Annotated in this window: 15 protein-coding genes; 5 read left to right on the top strand and 10 right to left on the bottom strand. The window is 66.6% G+C overall.

What is annotated here, in order from left to right:
* Positions 1 to 46 precede the first annotated feature (46 nt).
* The gene (locus V7066_RS13380) at positions 47 to 397 is read left to right on the top strand and encodes a PilZ domain-containing protein (protein ID WP_334183653.1); all 351 of its coding nucleotides are present in this window, start codon (positions 47 to 49) and stop codon (positions 395 to 397) included.
* Here V7066_RS13380 and V7066_RS13375 read toward each other — a convergent pair.
* Positions 394 to 1,695, bottom strand: coding sequence for a cyclopropane-fatty-acyl-phospholipid synthase family protein (locus tag V7066_RS13375; RefSeq protein ID WP_334183539.1), 1,302 nt, complete (start codon positions 1,693 to 1,695; stop codon positions 394 to 396). The genes V7066_RS13380 and V7066_RS13375 overlap by 4 nt on opposite strands.
* Before the next feature lie 74 nt (positions 1,696 to 1,769).
* The gene (locus V7066_RS13370; RefSeq protein ID WP_334183652.1) at positions 1,770 to 3,146 is read right to left on the bottom strand and encodes a cryptochrome/photolyase family protein; all 1,377 of its coding nucleotides are present in this window, start codon (positions 3,144 to 3,146) and stop codon (positions 1,770 to 1,772) included.
* Positions 3,147 to 3,187: 41 nt separating this feature from the next.
* Here V7066_RS13370 and V7066_RS13365 point away from each other — a divergent pair, with 41 nt between their 5' ends.
* Positions 3,188 to 3,910, top strand: coding sequence for a phosphatase PAP2 family protein (locus V7066_RS13365; protein ID WP_334183538.1), 723 nt, complete (start codon positions 3,188 to 3,190; stop codon positions 3,908 to 3,910).
* Here V7066_RS13365 and V7066_RS13360 read toward each other — a convergent pair.
* Both V7066_RS13360 and V7066_RS13355 read right to left on the bottom strand, forming a co-directional pair.
* Positions 3,903 to 4,916: a 2-oxoacid:ferredoxin oxidoreductase subunit beta gene (locus V7066_RS13360; RefSeq protein ID WP_334183537.1), complete on the bottom strand. Its 1,014-nt coding sequence runs from the start codon at positions 4,914 to 4,916 to the stop codon at positions 3,903 to 3,905. The genes V7066_RS13365 and V7066_RS13360 overlap by 8 nt on opposite strands.
* Positions 4,917 to 4,933: 17 nt before the next feature.
* Positions 4,934 to 6,901: a 2-oxoacid:acceptor oxidoreductase subunit alpha gene (locus V7066_RS13355; RefSeq protein WP_442947328.1), complete on the bottom strand. Its 1,968-nt coding sequence runs from the start codon at positions 6,899 to 6,901 to the stop codon at positions 4,934 to 4,936.
* Positions 6,902 to 7,179: 278 nt separating this feature from the next.
* On the opposite strand from V7066_RS13355, the gene V7066_RS13350 reads away from it, so the two are divergent.
* Positions 7,180 to 7,662: an RNA pyrophosphohydrolase gene (locus tag V7066_RS13350; RefSeq protein ID WP_334183536.1), complete on the top strand. Its 483-nt coding sequence runs from the start codon at positions 7,180 to 7,182 to the stop codon at positions 7,660 to 7,662.
* A gap of 209 nt (positions 7,663 to 7,871) precedes the next feature.
* Here the strand turns inward: V7066_RS13350 and V7066_RS13345 are convergent, their stop codons facing one another.
* From V7066_RS13345 to V7066_RS13330, 4 genes are all read right to left on the bottom strand, one after another.
* The gene (locus V7066_RS13345; RefSeq protein ID WP_334183535.1) at positions 7,872 to 8,378 is read right to left on the bottom strand and encodes a tetratricopeptide repeat protein; all 507 of its coding nucleotides are present in this window, start codon (positions 8,376 to 8,378) and stop codon (positions 7,872 to 7,874) included.
* Between the two features lie 49 nt (positions 8,379 to 8,427).
* Positions 8,428 to 9,600 (bottom strand): RsmB/NOP family class I SAM-dependent RNA methyltransferase, encoded by a 1,173-nt coding sequence (locus tag V7066_RS13340; protein ID WP_334183534.1) that lies wholly within the window; start codon positions 9,598 to 9,600, stop codon positions 8,428 to 8,430.
* A gap of 25 nt (positions 9,601 to 9,625) precedes the next feature.
* A complete protein-coding gene (guaB, locus tag V7066_RS13335; RefSeq protein ID WP_334183533.1) occupies positions 9,626 to 11,083 on the bottom strand; it encodes an IMP dehydrogenase in 1,458 nt (485 codons plus the stop codon).
* Between the two features lie 283 nt (positions 11,084 to 11,366).
* A complete protein-coding gene (locus V7066_RS13330; RefSeq protein ID WP_334183532.1) occupies positions 11,367 to 12,914 on the bottom strand; it encodes a M28 family peptidase in 1,548 nt (515 codons plus the stop codon).
* Positions 12,915 to 13,126: 212 nt separating this feature from the next.
* Here V7066_RS13330 and ypfJ point away from each other — a divergent pair, with 212 nt between their 5' ends.
* Entirely contained in the window at positions 13,127 to 13,996 is an 870-nt protein-coding gene (gene ypfJ / locus V7066_RS13325) for a KPN_02809 family neutral zinc metallopeptidase (protein ID WP_334183531.1), read from the top strand.
* Between the two features lie 76 nt (positions 13,997 to 14,072).
* Complete coding sequence (locus tag V7066_RS13320) at positions 14,073 to 14,732, top strand: hypothetical protein (protein WP_334183530.1); 660 nt, start codon at positions 14,073 to 14,075, stop codon at positions 14,730 to 14,732.
* A gap of 42 nt (positions 14,733 to 14,774) precedes the next feature.
* Here V7066_RS13320 and V7066_RS13315 read toward each other — a convergent pair whose 3' ends face one another.
* Entirely contained in the window at positions 14,775 to 16,457 is a 1,683-nt protein-coding gene (locus V7066_RS13315; RefSeq protein WP_334183529.1) for a M56 family metallopeptidase, read from the bottom strand.
* The coding region (locus V7066_RS13310; RefSeq protein ID WP_334183528.1) for a BlaI/MecI/CopY family transcriptional regulator at positions 16,454 to 16,661 on the bottom strand (208 nt) is incomplete at its 5' end. The genes V7066_RS13315 and V7066_RS13310, both read right to left, overlap by 4 nt.

The raw sequence follows: 16,661 nt of genomic DNA, 5'->3' as shown, positions 1-16,661 counted from the left end.
GCCCGTTTCAGGCAAGATTTTCAGGAAAGGGGGTCTCGGGAAAATGATGACGAAAGCCCCGCGGGACATCTACGAACTCGCCGCCCAGGAGGACCGCAGCGCGGTTCGCCAGCGCATCTCTATTCCCGCCGGTTTCCGGGCCTCCGGAACCAAGGGATTCCAGACCGCGGTGCGCGATCTCTCGCTTTCCGGGTTCTCGGCCACGGCGATCAGCCGCATCCATCCGGGGACCTATTGCTGGCTCACCCTGCCCGGCATGGAAGCCCTGCCCGCCCGCGTGGTCTGGTGGGAAGACGGCCTGGTCGGCTGCGCCTTCGAGCAATTGCTGAACCCGATCATCCTCGACAATGTGCTCGAACAATGGCGCCGCGAACTGCGCGATCGGAAACTGCCCTAAGCCTTCACCAGCGTGACCTGCGCCACGTCGATGCCGCCACCCCTGAAGCCGCCCTCGCAGTACATCAGGTAGAAGCGCCATAGGCGCACGAAGCGCTCGTCGAATCCGGCGGGCAGCCGCCCTTCCTTGACCGCCGCGTCGAAATTGTGCCGCCATGCGTGGAGGGTACGGGCGTAGTCCTGCCCGAACCCGTGCCGGTCTTCCCACGAGAGTCCCCGTTCCTCGGCCAGACGGCGGAATTCCGGCTCGTGGATCAGCAGGCCGCCGGGGAAGATGAAGGTCTGGATGAAGTCCGCGCTGCGGGAATAGGCCTCGAAGATTTCGCTGCGCATGGCGATGTACTGAATCGCCGCCCGGCCGCCGGACTTGAGATTGCGCGCCACGCAGTCGAGGAAATCGGGCCAGAACCGGCGCCCGACCGCTTCCACCATCTCCACCGAGGCGATGGCATCGTAGGCGCCGGTCACATCGCGGTAGTCCTGCTTGAGGAAATCGACGCGTCCCCCTGCGCCTTCCACCCGCCCGTTCCAGCGGTGGCGGGCATAGGCGAGCTGTTCGTCGGACAGGCTGATGGCATCGATCCGCGCGCCTTCGGTCTCGGCCAGGAACGCCGAAAGCGTACCCCAGCCGCAGCCGATCTCCAGCACCCGCCCTCCTTCGGGGAGCGCAAGCCGATGCGCGATGGCGCCGATCTTGTTGGACTGCGCCACGTCGAGTTCGGTCACGAACTGGCTGAGCGCATTGGGGCCGCCGTCAGGACGCGGGAAGATGCCGCTGGAATAAAGCATCGTCTCGCCCAGCCACTGCTCGTAGAAATCGTTGCCGAGGTCGTAGTGGGCATGGATGTTCCGCAACGAACCCGAGCGCGTATTGCGGTGAAGCCAGTGCAGGAACCGCGCGATGGCCCGCCACGGCCCCTGAGCGCGGCCGACATTGCCAAGGCTGACGGCATTTTCCATGAACAGGGCAAAGATCGGCACCGGGTCCGGGCTATCCCACTCGCCTGCTTCCCAGGCCTGATACCAGCCGACCGACCCCGCCGTCGCCAGCCGCAGCAGCGCCCGCCAACTGCGGATATGCACGGTCGCCGCGAATCCGGGGCCTCGTCCGCCGAGCAGCCGGGTCTCGCCATCGGGCAATATGGTCTCGATCGAGCCGCGATGGAGCCCCGCATCGATGCGATCGAGCACCCGCGAGACCCCGCCGGACCAGAACTTCGCCAGCCATTGCGGGCCGACGCCGATGGAGCGGCCGCCTTCGACCAGCTCCTCTCCCCTGCCTGGCGCCTCTGCGTTCATGTCCCGAATATTATCCGTAAATCGCCTCCGGGCAACCGCTTAGGGGGCGCTTAGGAGGACCCTTAGGCGGCAACTCATTTGACTTTGGATTTAGCCCAGGCGGCCAGCGCCCGCTCTCTTCCGGCACGGTGTTCGACCAGTCGGGCGGGGTAACCCCGCGGGCGATGCCCCGGCGAGGGATCGTGTATTTCCGCATCGCTCACATCGGCGAGTTCCGGCACCCATTCGCGGATATAGGCGGCGGCATCGAACTTCTCCGACTGGGTGAGCGGCGCCATGATCCGCACGAACATCTGCGCGTCCACGCCCGATCCCGCCGACCATTGCCAGTTCACCGCGTTGGAGCCGTAGTCGGCATCGACCAGCGTATCCCAGAACCACTGCTCACCCTCGCGCCAGTCGATCAGCAGGTGCTTGATGAGGAAACTGGCGGCGATCATCCGCACGCGATTGTGCATCCAGCCGGTGTGCCAGAGCTGGCGCATCCCGGCATCGACGATGGGATATCCGGTGCGCCCTCGCTGCCATGCCTTCAGGTCCGACTCGGCCTGCTGCCCGGAGCGCCAGTGCAGGTGCGCGAAGTCCTCCTTGGCGGAACGCGCGCCGTACTCCGGCAATTGCAGGATCACGTTCTGCGCATAGTCTCGCCAGCCCAGTTCGCCGAGGAAAGTCTCCACCGAACCGCCCGCGTCGGCGACGGCATGCCAGACCTGCGAAGGAGAGATCTCGCCGAAGTGCAGATGCGGCGAGAGAAACGAAGTGCCCTCGACCGACGGCAGGTTGCGCTGCGCTTCATAGGCCGAGGCTTCGTCGACGAAGGCGTGGAGGCGCTTCTTTGCGCCTTCCTCGCCCGGCTCCCACATGTCGCGCATGCCGCCCGCCCAGTCGGGCTTGGTGGGGATCAGGTTCCACTCGGCCAGATCGTCCGAGCCGGGCCAGCTGGCAGGCGCCTCGATCCGGTGCGGACGCGGGTGCGGTTCGACAGGCGGGAGCCGCTCGTGCAGCGCCCGCCAGAACGGCGTGTAGATCTTGTAAGGCCGTCCGGATCCATTCAGCACCGATCCCGGCGGCGCGAGGTAATTGCCGTGATGGAGGTGCAGGTCGAGCACTTTGCCGACCGCCTTCTCGGCATTGCGCCACCACGGCTCATAGTGATGCAGAGCATGGACCGAGCGCGCGCCCACTTCCTCCGCCACGGCCTTCAGCACGTCCTCGCTGCTTCCCTTTCGCAGGATCAGGCGCGAGCCCTTCTCCCGCAGCGCCGCATCGAGGCTTTGCAGCGAATGGTGCAGCCACCAGCGCGAAGCCCCGCCCATCCGGCGATGTTTGGGGGTCTCGTCGTCGAGCACATAGACAGGAACGACAGGGCCTTGGCGGGCGGCTTCGGCGATGGCAGGCTGGTCCGACAGGCGCAAGTCGCGCCGCAGCCAGACGATGACAGGGGAATTCATGCTGCCGGAACGCTTTTCACTCATGCTCGTTCCCTAAGCCAATGCCGGTCTCTTCCGAAAGCCCCCGCAAGCCTCGCCATCGTATCGATCCGCGCAAGGCCTTGATCGCCGCGCTCGCCTGCTGGACCGGCTTCGCGGCTTTCGCCTGGGCCATGCCCGCAGGCCGCACCGCCCAGTTCGATCGGCTGGGCCTGCTGTTCTGGCGTGCCCACGACTTGCGACCGCTCGGCCCGACCTGGCTGCTCGAATGGGTGCGCGACCTCACTGCGATGGGCGGGTTCCTGCAGCTCAAGCTCTACACGATCTTCGCGGTGGTTGCGCTGTTCTGGCTGCGCTGCCGCCGGGAGGGCGTGCTGCTGGCCCTGACCGTGCTCAGCGCCAGCCTCGTGAACGTCGCCTTCAAAGCCGTGTTCGGCCGCCCGCGCCCGGAGATCGTGCCGCACCTTACCGAGGCCGGAGGGGCCAGCTTTCCCAGCGGCCACAGCTTCAACGCCGCCTCGTCCTACATCGCCTTCGCGCTCGCCTTCGCCGCGCTCAGCCCGCGCGCCTCGGTGCGGCATACGCTCGTTGCCGGAGCCATGCTGCTGAGCCTCGCCATCGCCTGGAGCCGCGTCTGGCTAGGCGTCCACTGGCCGAGCGACGTCATGGCCGGATGGCTGGGCGGTGCCGGATGGGCCTTCCTCGCCAGCGCCCTGCTCTATCGCCCCGCTGCAACGGTGGTCCATGCCGCCGACGAACTCACCGGTCCGGAAAAGGTCAGCTGACCGTCCAGGTCTGGCCCAGCGCCAGCAGCTTGCCGAGATCGGCGCTCTTGCCCGCGATCAGCCCTTCCCGCTCGGCGATAACGGCGCTTTCGAAAGTCGGCGCCGGATCGTCGTAAATGACGCCGAGCGCCATCGGGAACGGACCGAAGGGCATCTCCACCAGCATATGCGCCAGCGCGCGATTGCGGACATTGTGCACCAGCACGCCCGCCGCCTGCCAGTCTCCCTCGACGACATCCACGACCTTGAGCGAGAGCCTTTCCAGATCGAGCGCAAGGCCCATTGTGCCCTTGGCGAAGAGCAGCGGTTCGCCGTCGCGGCACTGTACCTGCCGGTCTGCCGCCACGGCCTTGTCGGTGAAGTCGTCGAAGCGGTCCTTGTTGTAGACGATGCAGTTCTGAAAGATCTCGATGAAGGCCGCGCCCTTATGCAGGTAGGCGGCTTTCAGCACGTCCGGCAGGTCCTTGGAGACATCGTATCCCCGCGCGACGAAGCGCGCGCCCGAACCGAGCGCGAAGGCGCAGGGACTGGCAGGGCGATCGACCGACCCGGCAGGAGAAGTCGGTGACGGCGTGCCGGTGCGGCTGGTCGGCGAGTACTGGCCTTTCGTCAGACCGTAGATCTCGTTGTTGAACAGCAGGATCTGGCAATCGAGATTGCGCCGCAGCACATGCATCGTGTGGTTGCCGCCGATCGACATGCCGTCGCCGTCGCCGGTCACCAGCCAGACGTCGAGCTGCGGATTGGCCAACTTGATGCCCGTCGCCACCGCCGGCGCGCGGCCGTGGATCGAGTGGAAGCCGTAGCTTTCGACATAGTAGGGGAATCGGCTCGAACAGCCGATCCCGGAAACGAAGACGGTGTTCTTCGGGTCCGCACCCAGCATCGGCAGGGTCCGCTGCACCGCCTTCAGGATCGCATAGTCGCCGCAGCCGGGGCACCAGCGCACTTCCTGGTCGGTTTCCCAGTCCTTGAGCGTGGTCTCGATCGGGGTCATGTCGTTCATGATGCGCTCTTTCGCTCTCAGGGCTGCTCGATTTCGGGCGCGGGAAGCTGGGTCTCGTTGACCGCCACCTCGCCGCCTTCGTTACCGGGGATCCGGTCGAAGAAGCGGCCGATGGCCTCCTCCAGTTCGGCGATCGCGAAAGGCTGGCCGCTGGTCTTGTTCAAGGGCACCGCATCGATCAGGAACCGGTCGCGCAGCACCGTCTTGAACTGCCCGGTGTTCATCTCCGGCACGAGCACATGGTCGAAACCGGCCAGCACTTCGCCGAGGTTGCCGGGCAGCGGCCAGACGTGGCGGACATGGACATGGCTCACCGCCAGTCCCCGGCGCCGGGCGCGGCGCACGGCCTGGTGTATCGGCCCATAAGTGGAACCCCAGCCGACCACGACCAGCGTGCCCCGCGCTTCGCCGAGGCAGACCTCCTGCGGCGGAATGGTCTCCACGATACCGTCGATCCGGGCCTTGCGGGCATCGGTCTGGATCTGGTGGACGTCCGGCGCATAGTCGATGTTTCCGCTGTCCACCGCCTTCTCGATGCCGCCGATACGGTGCATCAGACCCGGCGTGCCGGGCTTGATCCAAGGCCGCACGCCGCGCGAGTCGCGCTTGTAGGGCAGCACGCGGTCCCCGCCGTTCTTCTCCTCCAGAAACGGGACGGGAAACGGCTCGAAAGTCTCCGGATCGGGGACCTTCCATGGCTCCGAGGCATTGCCGATATAGCCGTCCGTCAGCAGGATCACCGGCGTCATGTACTGCGTGGCGAGGCGGCAGGCCTCGATCGCGCATTCGAAGGCATCAGCAGGGGAACGCGCGGCGATCACCGGCAGCGGAGCATCGCCGTTGCGGCCGTAGACCGCCTGATAGAGGTCCGACTGCTCGGTCTTGGTCGGCAGGCCGGTCGAAGGACCGCCGCGCTGCGAATTGACGATCACCAGCGGCAGTTCGGTCATCACCGCCAGCCCCATGCCCTCGCCCTTGAGCGCGATGCCGGGGCCTGAAGAGGACGTGACGCCCAGCTGCCCGGCATAGCTCGCCCCGATCGCCGAGCAGATCGCGGCGATCTCGTCCTCGGCCTGGAACGTGGTGACGCCGAATTCCTTCATCTTCACCAGATGGTGGAGGATCGCCGAAGCCGGAGTGATGGGATAGCCGCCGAAGAACATCGGCAGCCCGGCCAGCCGGCACCCGGCGACCAGTCCCAGCGCAATCGCCTCGGCGCCCGTCACCGTCCGGTACAGCCCCGGCTCGCTGGGGACCGGATCGATGTGCTGCTTGCGCAGCGGGCCGGACAGCTCCGCCGTCTCGCCATAGGCATGTCCCGCATTGAGCGCGGCGATATTGGCCTCGGCCAGCACCGGGTTCTTCGCGAACTTGGCCTTCAGCCAATCGACCAGCGGCTGCCGGTCGCGGTCGAACATCCAGAGCGCCAGACCCAGCGTCCACATGTTCTTGCAGCGCAGCGCCTCCTTGTTGCCGAGGCCGAACGGCTTCACCGCCTCCAGCGTCAGCGCGGAAATATCGAAGGCGAGCACGTCCCACTTGGCGAGGCTGCCGTCTTCCAGCGGGTTCTCCGCGTACTTCGCCTTTTCGAGATTGCGCTTCCCGAACTCGCCAGTGTCGACGATGACCATGCCGCCGGGCTTCAGCGCATGGATATTGGTCTTCAGCGCCGCCGGGTTCATCGCCACGAGCACGTCCGGCGCGTCGCCTGCCGTGGTGATCTCGCTGGATCCGAAGTTGATCTGGAAGGCCGAGACCCCGAACAGAGTGCCCTGCGGCGCGCGAATCTCGGCGGGAAAGTCCGGGAAGGTCGCCAGATCATTCCCGGCGAGCGCGGTGGAGAGCGTGAACTGCCCCCCGGTAAGCTGCATGCCATCGCCCGAATCGCCCGCGAACCGCACGACGACCGCTTCCGCCACGCGTTGCTCGTGACTCGATACGTCATGTTCCGATGAGCCATATTCCGATGAGATTGTCGCCATCATCGTCCTCTCCAGGGAACGCCGGTCTTGTGCCGACGAAGCTTGTTTCCCTTCGCGCAGACTAGGCCCGCTATCTGCCGCTGCAAAATGGAAAAACGCATGACGCGGCAAACCGCGCCTCACTTACAACCGGGGGCTGTCTTCGGTTAGTAAACGGGGAACCATAAATGGCGCTGGCATTGCGTCCGGGCTTGGGTCATTCTACCGGCATGCGCTCCGGCCATCGTCTCAGATTGTCCGAAATCACGCTTCTCCCAACGAACATGGAATCCCGTTCACCGATGAAAGACTTCGCGTCCCTCCCCTACCGCCCCTGCGTCGGCGTCATGCTCGTCAATTCCGACGGCAAGGTCTTCGTCGGCAAGCGGATCGACACCAAGGAAGGCGACTGGTGGCAAATGCCCCAGGGCGGCGTCGACGATGGCGAAGACCTGAAGGCCGCGGCCCTGCGCGAGCTATGGGAAGAGACCGGCGCCACCGAGGCGCATGTCACGATCCTCTCGCACACGAAGGAAGAGCTGCTCTACGACCTGCCGGAAGAACTGATCGGCAAGCTCTGGAAGGGCAAGTATCGCGGCCAGCGCCAGACCTGGTATCTCGCCCGTTTCGAGGGCAAGGACGGCGACATCGATCTGGAAGCCCACAAGCCTGCGGAATTCTGCGACTGGAAGTGGGTCGATCCCGAGCTGCTGCCGGACCTGATCGTGCCGTTCAAGAAGCGCGTCTACCGCACCGTGCTGGAAGAATTCCGCGCGCTGATCTGATCCTTCCGGGCGCTGGGGGCCATTTGCGAGGGTTCGATATACCCTCGCTTGCCTCCCGGTGTCCTCCTCAAGATACGTTTCGTCATTGCGAGCGGAGCGAAGCAATCCAGAGCGGCTTTGCGCAACTCTGGATTGCTTCGCTCCGCTCGCAATGACGAAGAAAGTTCAGCAGCCTGGACGCTGAGCTTGTCGAAGCCCAGCCACCAACCTCAGTTTTCCGAAACGACCGGCTTCGGTGCCGTGGCGTCGGCGGTCATGACGCGAGTCGTGGGGGCCTTGGCGATCGCTGCAGCGAGTTCCTCGGATTCCGCGCAGTCCTTGCCGCAGAGGGTCTGGAGCCGCGCGAGGTTGCGGCTGGCCTTGTCCTTCGCGCCCTTTTCCGCAAGCGCCATGCCTTCCCCGGCCAGCGCCGCCACGTTGCGCGGATCGCTGGTCAGCGCCACGCGGTAGTAATGCAGCGCCTTGCCCTGAAGGCCCTGCTGGCGGGTGGCGTCGGCCAGCGCGAGAAGCACGGTGACATTGCCCGGCTCGACGGTCAGCGCAGCCTCGAAAGCATCGATCGCGCCGTTGACGTTCCCCGCGCCGATCGCCGCATGTCCTTCGGTCATCAGCGTCGCCGCGCGCGGATCGAGCGCGGCGGTCGGCGCGGAAAGGATAGCACTGGAGGAAACGGCGACCACAAGGGAAAGAGCAATCGCGACAGGCGTGTAACGCATCAAAATGTCCTTGGCCGAGGGCTTCGTCCTCATCATGACACGGACGCTATCACAGCCGTTCGAAGCGCGCGACGAAAAAGCCGTCGGTCCCGTCCCGCCACGGCGAGAGCCTGAGACCGGGGCCGCGCGGGGTTCCGGCGGGCAATACCGGCGTCACCGCCTGCCAGCCGGGGTTCCGTTTCAGGAAGCCTTCCGCCTGGTTCGCACCTTCCTCGTCGAGCAGCGAGCAGGTCACGAAGACCAGCCGCCCACCCGGTTTCACCAGACCGGCGGCGATATCGAGCAGGCGCGCCTGCACCGTCACGTAGCGGGCCAGCTGCGCCTCGGTAAGCCTCCAGCGCGCCTCGGGATTGCGGCGCCAGGTGCCGGTTCCCGAACAGGGCGCATCGACCAGCACCGCATCGGCAGCACGGGCAAAGCGCTGGAGCGCCTGCACTTCCTTGTTCGGATCGAGCAGGACGGTCTCGATTCCCGTCGCTCCGGCCCGTTCGGCACGCGGCGCGAGTCGGGACAGGCGCGTGCGGTCCACGTCGCAGGCCACCAGCGTACCGGCGTTCTCCATGGCAGCGGCCAGCGCCAGCGTCTTGCCCCCTGCCCCGGCGCAGAGATCGATCACCGTCTCGCCCGGCTGGGCGGCGACGGCTTCGCAGGTCAGCTGCGAGCCGGTGTCCTGCACCTCGATGGCGCCGTGGACATAGGCGTCGGTCTGTTCGATGCTGGTTTCGGGCGGATAGCGCCAGCCATGCGCGGCCACCGAACGCGCGCCGCCTTCGGGCAGTTCGACCCGTCCGCCGCGCAAGGTATTGACGCGAATGTCGAGCGGCGCGCGGTCGAGCAGTGCCAGGGCATCGGCTTCCGGCACCTCGCTTGCCGCAAAGCGCTCGACCAGCCAGCGCGGCGCGAGGCCCGCTTCGGCCACCGGTTCGCCCGGAACGATCGCAGCGGGCGCATGACCGTTCCCGTCGAACAAGGCCGCGAGTTCCGGATCTTCCGCAGCCACACGCAGCATGGCCGCGCGTCCGGTCTCCGGCACTTCGCCGCAGGCCCGGATCGCGCGATAAGTGAGTTCGCGGATCGCGCGCCGATCCTTGCTGCCCGCGAATCGGCGGGTGCGGAACCAGTCCCCGATCAGCCGGTCGGCAGGTGCGCCATTGGCGCGCGCCGCCGCGATCACGAGGTCGAGAACCTCGATCGCTGCCTGAACGCGCGCACCCGGCGTCATAACCCTGCCCTCGACGCTGGCGAAATCAGCGCGTCGGGTAGTTCGGCGCTTCGCGCGTGATGGTCACGTCATGGACGTGGCTCTCACGCAGACCGGCATTGGTGATGCGGACGAACTGGGCGTTCTTGCGCAGATCCTCGATGGTGGCCGAGCCGGTATAGCCCATGGCCGCCTTCACGCCGCCCACCAGCTGGTGGATGACGTCCTTGGCCGGGCCCTTGTAGGCGACCTGGCCTTCGATGCCTTCGGGAACCAGCTTCATCTGGTCCTTGATGTCGCCCTGGAAGTAGCGGTCGGCCGAACCACGGCCCATCGCGCCCACCGAGCCCATGCCGCGGTACGACTTGTAGGCGCGGCCCTGGTAGAGGAAGGTCTCGCCCGGCGCTTCCTCGGTACCTGCCAGCATCGAACCGACCATGATGGTCGAGGCACCGGCAGCGAGCGCCTTGGCGGCGTCGCCCGAGGTGCGCAGACCGCCGTCGGCGATCACCGGCACGCCGGACTTGTCGGCCTCTTCGGCGGCATCCATGATGGCGGTCAGCTGCGGCACGCCGACACCGGCGACGATGCGCGTGGTGCAGATCGAGCCGGGCCCGATGCCCACCTTCACGCAGTCCGCACCGGCGTCGATCAGCGCGCGCGCCGCTTCGGCCGTGGCGATGTTGCCGGCGATGACCTGCGCCGAGTTCGACAGCTTCTTCACGCGCTCGACCGCAAGCGCCACGTCCTTGTTGTGGCCGTGGGCGGTATCGATCACGACGACATCGCACTCGGCCGCCAGCAGCGCCTCGGTGCGGGCGAAGCCCTTGTCGCCCACCGTGGTGGCAGCGGCGACGCGCAGGCGGCCGGCAGCATCCTTGGTGGCGTCGGGGTAAGTGACGGCCTTCTCGATGTCCTTGACGGTGATGAGACCGACGCAGCGGAAGTCGTTGTCGACCACCAGCAGCTTCTCGATCCGGCGGGCGTGCAGCAGGCGGCGCGCCTCGTCCTGATCCACGCCGACCTTGACGGTGGCGAGGTGCTCATGGGTCATCAGCTCGCGCACGGGCTGCGCCGGGTTGGCGGCGAAGCGCACGTCGCGGTTGGTCAGGATGCCGACCAGCTTGCCCGAATTCTCCACGACCGGAATGCCGCTGATCTTGTTGGCCAGCATGATCGCCTGCGCTTCCCCAAGCGTGGCATCGGGCGAGATCGTGATCGGGTTGACGACCATGCCGCTCTCGAAGCGCTTCACGGCGCGGACCGCCGCGCACTGTTCCTCGATCGTGAGGTTGCGGTGAAGCACACCGATGCCGCCGAGCTGGGCCATGACGATCGCCATGTCGGCCTCGGTCACGGTGTCCATCGCCGAGGAAATCACGGGAATGTTGAGCGAGATGCCGCGCGTGAGGCGCGTGCGGGTATCGGCCTGGGTGGGGACGATGTCGGACTTCGCGGGACGAAGCAGTACGTCGTCGAAAGTAAGTCCGAGCTGGATATCCATGAGCGCCACCATAACCTTTACCGGGGAGAATCGTGGCGGCCCATGTAATCAAAGGGGGGCGTCAGGGCTAGAGCCTTTTCGTACCGGACCGAAACGAGGCGAACGGCGGAAATCCGGAAACTCCGCTTCCGCATAGTGCCCTCACTTTCGGCCCTGCCCCGTTTCACCCCTGCCCTGTTTCGTCATTACCCCCATCTCGTCATTGCGAGCGCAGCGAAGCAATCCAGGGCGGTTTACGCGGCTCTGGATTGCTTCGCTGCGCTCGCAATGACGATAGGAGACGTTACTTGCGCTTGCGATCACCCGCGGGTGCCGCAGGCTCGACCGGATTGGTCGGCACCCGCCGCAAGTCGCCGAACCAGCGGCCAAGCGCGGTGAGCATCTTCACGTCGTCCACCGCACCGCCCAGTTCCAGCGGATGGGCCATATGCGCCAGATCGTCGCTGGGGCGGTGATAGTCGCCGTCGAAGAAGGCGCGCATGCGGTCGATGTCGCCATAGGCGGTCGTCACCATGACGGCGGGAATATCGTGCTGGATCAGTGCCCAGCCGTCCTGCCGCCGCAGATATTCGTTGGCATCGTCATTGGCGCGCAGCTTGAAGCGCTCAGCCTTGGCGACTTTGGCGATCTCCCCGTCCAGCGCGGTCATGCCGCGCCCGACGATGGCGAAGGGCGTGCCCTTGGGGGCGATCGCGATCGAATCGATATTGAAGGCGGCGACGATCTGGCCCGGCGGCAACGGCGGATTTTCCGCGAAGGCATGGGCGCCCAGCAGGCCGAGTTCCTCGCCGGTCGTCGCCAGGAAATAGACGTCGCGGTCGAGCTGCGGCCCGCGCGCGAGGCGCCGCGCCACTTCGGTCAGCGCCGCGACGCCGCTGGCATTGTCGATCGCGCCGTTGCAGATCACGTCCTCGGCGGGCGCTTCGCCGCATTCGCCGAAGTGGTCCCAATGGGCCAGGAACAGCACTGCACCGGATTCCGACCGGCGGCCCGGCAGCTTGCCGATCAGGTTGTGGGTGCGGATGGTCGTCTCACGCGTGGTCGCTTCGAGCGAGGCGGTCACATCGAGCACCAGCGGCACGAAATCGGGCTTTGCCGCCGCGGTTTCGAGACTGTCGAGCGAGCGCGAGGTCCCCTTGAGCAGCGAAGCCATAGCCTCGCGGGTGATGAAGGCTTCGAGATCGCCGCCCAGGGTATCGTCCGAAAGCGCGTAGCCCGTCCGCTTGCGCCGCGCCGCGACCTGATCGAGACTGCGATCCCCGTCGAGCACGGTCAGCACCGCCGAGGCGCCCAGCGCCAGCAGGTCGTTCTGGCGCTCTCCGCTTGGCGTGTCGCCGTCGAGCACGACCGCGACCCGGCCCGCCAGTTCGTTGCGGGTATAGTCCCGCCCGCGCCCCTTGCCGAGAAACAGCATCGGCACATTGCGCACAAGGCTGCGCTTGCCCGACGTCAGCACCAGCACGCCTTCGGGCGAGACCGTCGAGCGCGCGCCCTTGCGCAGGAACCGCGCCGCCGAGGAATCGGGCTCGCGGGCGACGAGCGTGACCGGGGCGAACCATTCGTGGCCGGGATCGTTGGTTCCGGAAACCAGTCCGATATCGAACCACTGCTTGCCGAGGTAGCGCAAGGTCTTCGCCTCGCCCGCCGTGCCCGGCTCCCGTCCGTCGAAATCGTCGCTCGCCAGCACTTCGATGTGCGACCGCAGGCGCGAGGCCAGTTCCTGATCGGCGCGGGAGATTGCCGAGAACAGGGGATTGCCGCTGACAAGCAGCGCGCCGAGCGTCACCGCGCCGACCGCGCGTGCAAGTCCTACCGTGAATCCCCTGTGCATCGTGCCTCAGCCTATACGACGGATTTCGCTGGGCTGTTACAATTTCTCGCTTAATTGCGAACGGACGGTCGCATTTGTGGTCGCAAGGCAACGAACCGACCGGGATGGGCCGGAACAACCCCGCACCAAATTCGATTGAACAAGCCTCAAGCCTGCGGCTAGTCTCGCCATGCCCAGCCTCCGGCAGCCTTTTCGACCAAGGATCAGACGCGATGCGGCTCGACGATTTCAATCCCGACAACATTCGCGTCAGCCAGGGCGGCGGGCGCAGCTTCCCCGGCGGGTCCGGCGGCAAGCTGGGCTGCGGGTCGCTGGTGATCGTGCTGATCGGCGCGCTCGTCTTCGGGGTCGATCCGGGGCAGATGCTCGGCACGCTGGAGAACGTCCAGCAGCAGCAGGCTCCTGCGCCGAAGCAGCTTCCCGGCCAGATCAAGGATGCCTCCTCTATCTGTCGGCGGAACGCCTATTCGCTGGAATCCTGCAACGCGTTGGCCTCGCTCAACACGACCTGGCAGCCGCTGTTCCAGAAGGCCAACATCACGTTCGAGCAGCCGAACCTGCACTTCTACAACGGGTCGGACCAGTCGGGCTGCGGCGCTGCGCAAAGTGCCATGGGGCCGTTCTACTGCCCCGCCGACCAGGGCATCTACATCGATACCAGCTTCTATGACGAAATGGACCGCAAGCTCGGCGCCAAGGGCGATTTCGCGCGCTATTACGTCGTGGCCCACGAGTACGGGCATCATATCCAGCATCTTCTCGGGCTGGACGGCCAGGTCCGTCGCGCGCAGCGTCAGAACCCTCAGCAGGCCAATGCCCTTCAGGTCCGCATGGAGCTTCAGGCGGACTGCTATGCCGGGGTCTGGGCCGGGCGCAACAAGGACCGCATCGAACCCGGCGACATGGAGGAAGGCCTCACCGCCGCCAGCGCCATCGGCGACGATACCCTGATGAAGAACGCCGGCCAGCGCGTCAGTCCCGAGAGCTTCACCCACGGCTCCAGCGCCCAGCGCATGGAATGGCTGCGGCGCGGCCTCGAAACAGGGAACGAGGACGCCTGCGACACGTTCAACCAGCAGTAATTCATTCTAGAGGCTGGCGCTTCCCTCCTTCCCCGTGGGTGCGACCGCGCCGCCCAGGGGCACTCAGGAGGACACGATGCGCCATTTCTTGATTCTTGCAGCCATGGCCGGGACGTTGGCCGCTGCCACATCGGCCGAGGCGCGACAGGACAAGCCGATCACCGATAACGATCCGGATGCCATGGACGTGGCCAAGACGCCGGTGACCGACCTCAATCTCGACAAGACCGAAATCCCCCCGGTGCTGATCGCCGCCACCAAGAAGCCCTACGATCTCACGTCCTTGCGGTCGTGCCGCCAGCTCGGCGCGGCGGTGCAGGAACTCGACGGCATCCTCGGCGACGATCTCGATCTGCCGCAGGAAGCCCGCGACCGGGTCAGCACCGGCAAAGTCGCGAAGTGGGTGGTCGGATCGTTCATCCCCTTCCGGGGTCTGATTCGCGAGATATCCGGCGCCAATGCGCAGGAACGCGCGGTGCTCGCGGCGATCCAGGCGGGCGTGGCCCGGCGCGGCTTCCTCAAGGGTGTCGGCGCCCAGCGCGGCTGCGCTTATCCCGCCTCCCCCGCAACGCCCGCGATCATCCAGGCCAAGGCGCTTCAGCAGCACGAGGAAGATACGAAGAACGCGAAGAAGAGCGACGCAAAGGCCGAGCAGAAGTCATCGAAGGCGGAACGCGGCGCGACGCAAGACGGCGTGGCTTATACGTCGCAGCCGGTCGTTCAGAAGGTTCCCTGAAGGTTCGTGGCCGGACTGCCCTATGGGCAAGTCCGGCCACCGTCAGTTCGTTTCGCCCTGCATGTCCGCGCGGGCGTCCGCCAGTTCCTTGTCGAGTTCCGCGAGGATCTGGTTGCGGATCGTGACGTCCAGCCCGTGGTTGGCAGCCACCGTCGCCTTGGCCGAAGCGATCGCCCGGGCCGCTGCATTCAGCGCCTCACGGGGGACGCCCGTGCAGACGTAAGTCGTCGAAGCGGGACCTCGGTTGGCGCGCGCACGATCCGCCGGGCAGGTGCTGTCGATCGTGATCGTCTGCTGGATCTTCGGCCCGCCCTCGCCGTCCTTGCGGATGATGCGAATCGTCTGGATCTTGCCGTTCGAAGAGGTCGATTGTTCCACTTGCGGCGCGTTGCGCCGAGCTTCGGCCGCGATGCGCCGGGCATCCTGGGACCACCGCCTGGCGGTTTGGTCGTACTCGGCACGAGCGTGTGACGGTGCGACCGGAGGCTCCGGCGGCATTGGTGGAGCCGGAGGCACGGGCAGCACGTCCGCCTCGCTTACATGCGCGGATGGTGCGGGCGGCGGCGTAGGCGGCGTCGGCGCCCAGGGGGTTTCGGGAGCGACCGCCGCGTCTGCAGGCTCCGGCACTTCCGGTACGTCCTGCCAGTCAGACCGCGAAGGCACCCTTGGAGCGGCCGGAGCGATCGGAGCGGGGACGGCTTGCGGGGCAGCCGGGGCTTCAGGCGCCTCCGGCTCCTCGATGGCCGCGTAAGTGACCGTAGCCGTGCAGGGAACCGCCACGACGGCGAACGCGAACAGGCTGCGTGCCATCACCCGCCGCGCAGGCGAGACTTCGAGCGTCGCCAGCGCCTTGAGGCGTTGGATGATCGGCTTCTCTCCCGCCAGCGCACCGGCGATCGGTGCCGCGAGCGTCAGGCGGCTTCCCGCCGCGAAAGAGGCGATCACGCGGCCGTAGCGGGCACGCGTATCGCGGTTGCAGCCGGTCATGACGCGCGCGTCGCAAGCCGCCTCCTGATCCGCCCGCAAGGCGCGCCAGGCCGCCCAGCCGATCGGATTGAACCAGTGCAGCGCGAAAAGCGGCTGGAGAACGATCAGCGCCAGCAGGTCGTTGCCCGCGTGATGCTCCAGTTCATGGGCGATCGCGAAATCCGAGCTTTCCGAGTCGACGGTCGCCAGGAAGCCTTGCGGCAGGGCGACCACCCTGTCGCGGACACCGAAGGCGAGCGGCGAGGCGGCAGCCGACGTCTCGACGATGCGGATATCGCCGGAATGGGCCACGAGCCGGGCGTCGGCCATCAGTTCCGCGCGCATCAGCCGGTAGTTGCGCAGACGCTGGACGAGAAAGATCGCCGCCCCGAGCAGCCAGACGGCGACAAGCACCGAAAACCAGGGAATCTGCGCAAGCAGGCCGGGCTCGACCGGAACCGAGGCCTGTACCGGGATAGCGGCGGAAGGGACTGCCGTGACAGCGGTCTCGACGATGGGCGACGCAGGCGGCAGAACCCCATGGGCCGTCGCCGTGATCGGCTCCACGGCGATCTGCGGTCTGGCGAAAAGCCCCCTCGGCAAGGCCAGCGGCGGCAGCACCAGGCGCAGGAGCGGCAAGCCCCAAAGCGCATAGGCGGCGGCCGGACCGAACCAGCGCGAAACCGGGCGGCGAACGAGCAGCACCAGCGCCATCAGCACGCCGGTCATCACGAGCGTATCGGTAAGCCATTCGATCATGACTTCAGCTCCTTCAGGAGGGCTTCGATCTCGGCAATGTCATCTTCGGTCAACGCATCGGATTCGGCAAGATGCGCGAAGAGCGGCGCGGCCCGGCCGCCGAACAGGCGGTCGACGAGCCGGCGGCTTTCGCTGCCGACATAGGCCTCGCGGGCGACCCGGGGGGAGTAGAGGAAGCGCTTGCCGTCCGGCTCGGTGGCGAGC

Source organism: Novosphingobium sp. (genome assembly GCF_036820275.1).
Classification (GTDB): Bacteria; Pseudomonadota; Alphaproteobacteria; order Sphingomonadales; family Sphingomonadaceae; genus Novosphingobium.
This window is presented reverse-complemented; position numbering and strand designations above follow the sequence as displayed.

Coding starts and splice junctions, on each gene's coding strand:
- V7066_RS13380 (WP_334183653.1), top strand. CDS start 47: ATGACGAAAGCCCCGCGGGACATCTACGAACTCGCCGCCCAGGAGGAC.
- V7066_RS13375 (WP_334183539.1), bottom strand. CDS start 1,695: ATGAACGCAGAGGCGCCAGGCAGGGGAGAGGAGCTGGTCGAAGGCGGC.
- V7066_RS13370 (WP_334183652.1), bottom strand. CDS start 3,146: ATGAATTCCCCTGTCATCGTCTGGCTGCGGCGCGACTTGCGCCTGTCG.
- V7066_RS13365 (WP_334183538.1), top strand. CDS start 3,188: ATGCCGGTCTCTTCCGAAAGCCCCCGCAAGCCTCGCCATCGTATCGAT.
- V7066_RS13360 (WP_334183537.1), bottom strand. CDS start 4,916: ATGAACGACATGACCCCGATCGAGACCACGCTCAAGGACTGGGAAACC.
- V7066_RS13355 (WP_442947328.1), bottom strand. CDS start 6,901: ATGATGGCGACAATCTCATCGGAATATGGCTCATCGGAACATGACGTA.
- V7066_RS13350 (WP_334183536.1), top strand. CDS start 7,180: ATGAAAGACTTCGCGTCCCTCCCCTACCGCCCCTGCGTCGGCGTCATG.
- V7066_RS13345 (WP_334183535.1), bottom strand. CDS start 8,378: ATGCGTTACACGCCTGTCGCGATTGCTCTTTCCCTTGTGGTCGCCGTT.
- V7066_RS13340 (WP_334183534.1), bottom strand. CDS start 9,600: ATGACGCCGGGTGCGCGCGTTCAGGCAGCGATCGAGGTTCTCGACCTC.
- guaB (WP_334183533.1), bottom strand. CDS start 11,083: ATGGATATCCAGCTCGGACTTACTTTCGACGACGTACTGCTTCGTCCC.
- V7066_RS13330 (WP_334183532.1), bottom strand. CDS start 12,914: ATGCACAGGGGATTCACGGTAGGACTTGCACGCGCGGTCGGCGCGGTG.
- ypfJ (WP_334183531.1), top strand. CDS start 13,127: ATGCGGCTCGACGATTTCAATCCCGACAACATTCGCGTCAGCCAGGGC.
- V7066_RS13320 (WP_334183530.1), top strand. CDS start 14,073: ATGCGCCATTTCTTGATTCTTGCAGCCATGGCCGGGACGTTGGCCGCT.
- V7066_RS13315 (WP_334183529.1), bottom strand. CDS start 16,457: ATGATCGAATGGCTTACCGATACGCTCGTGATGACCGGCGTGCTGATG.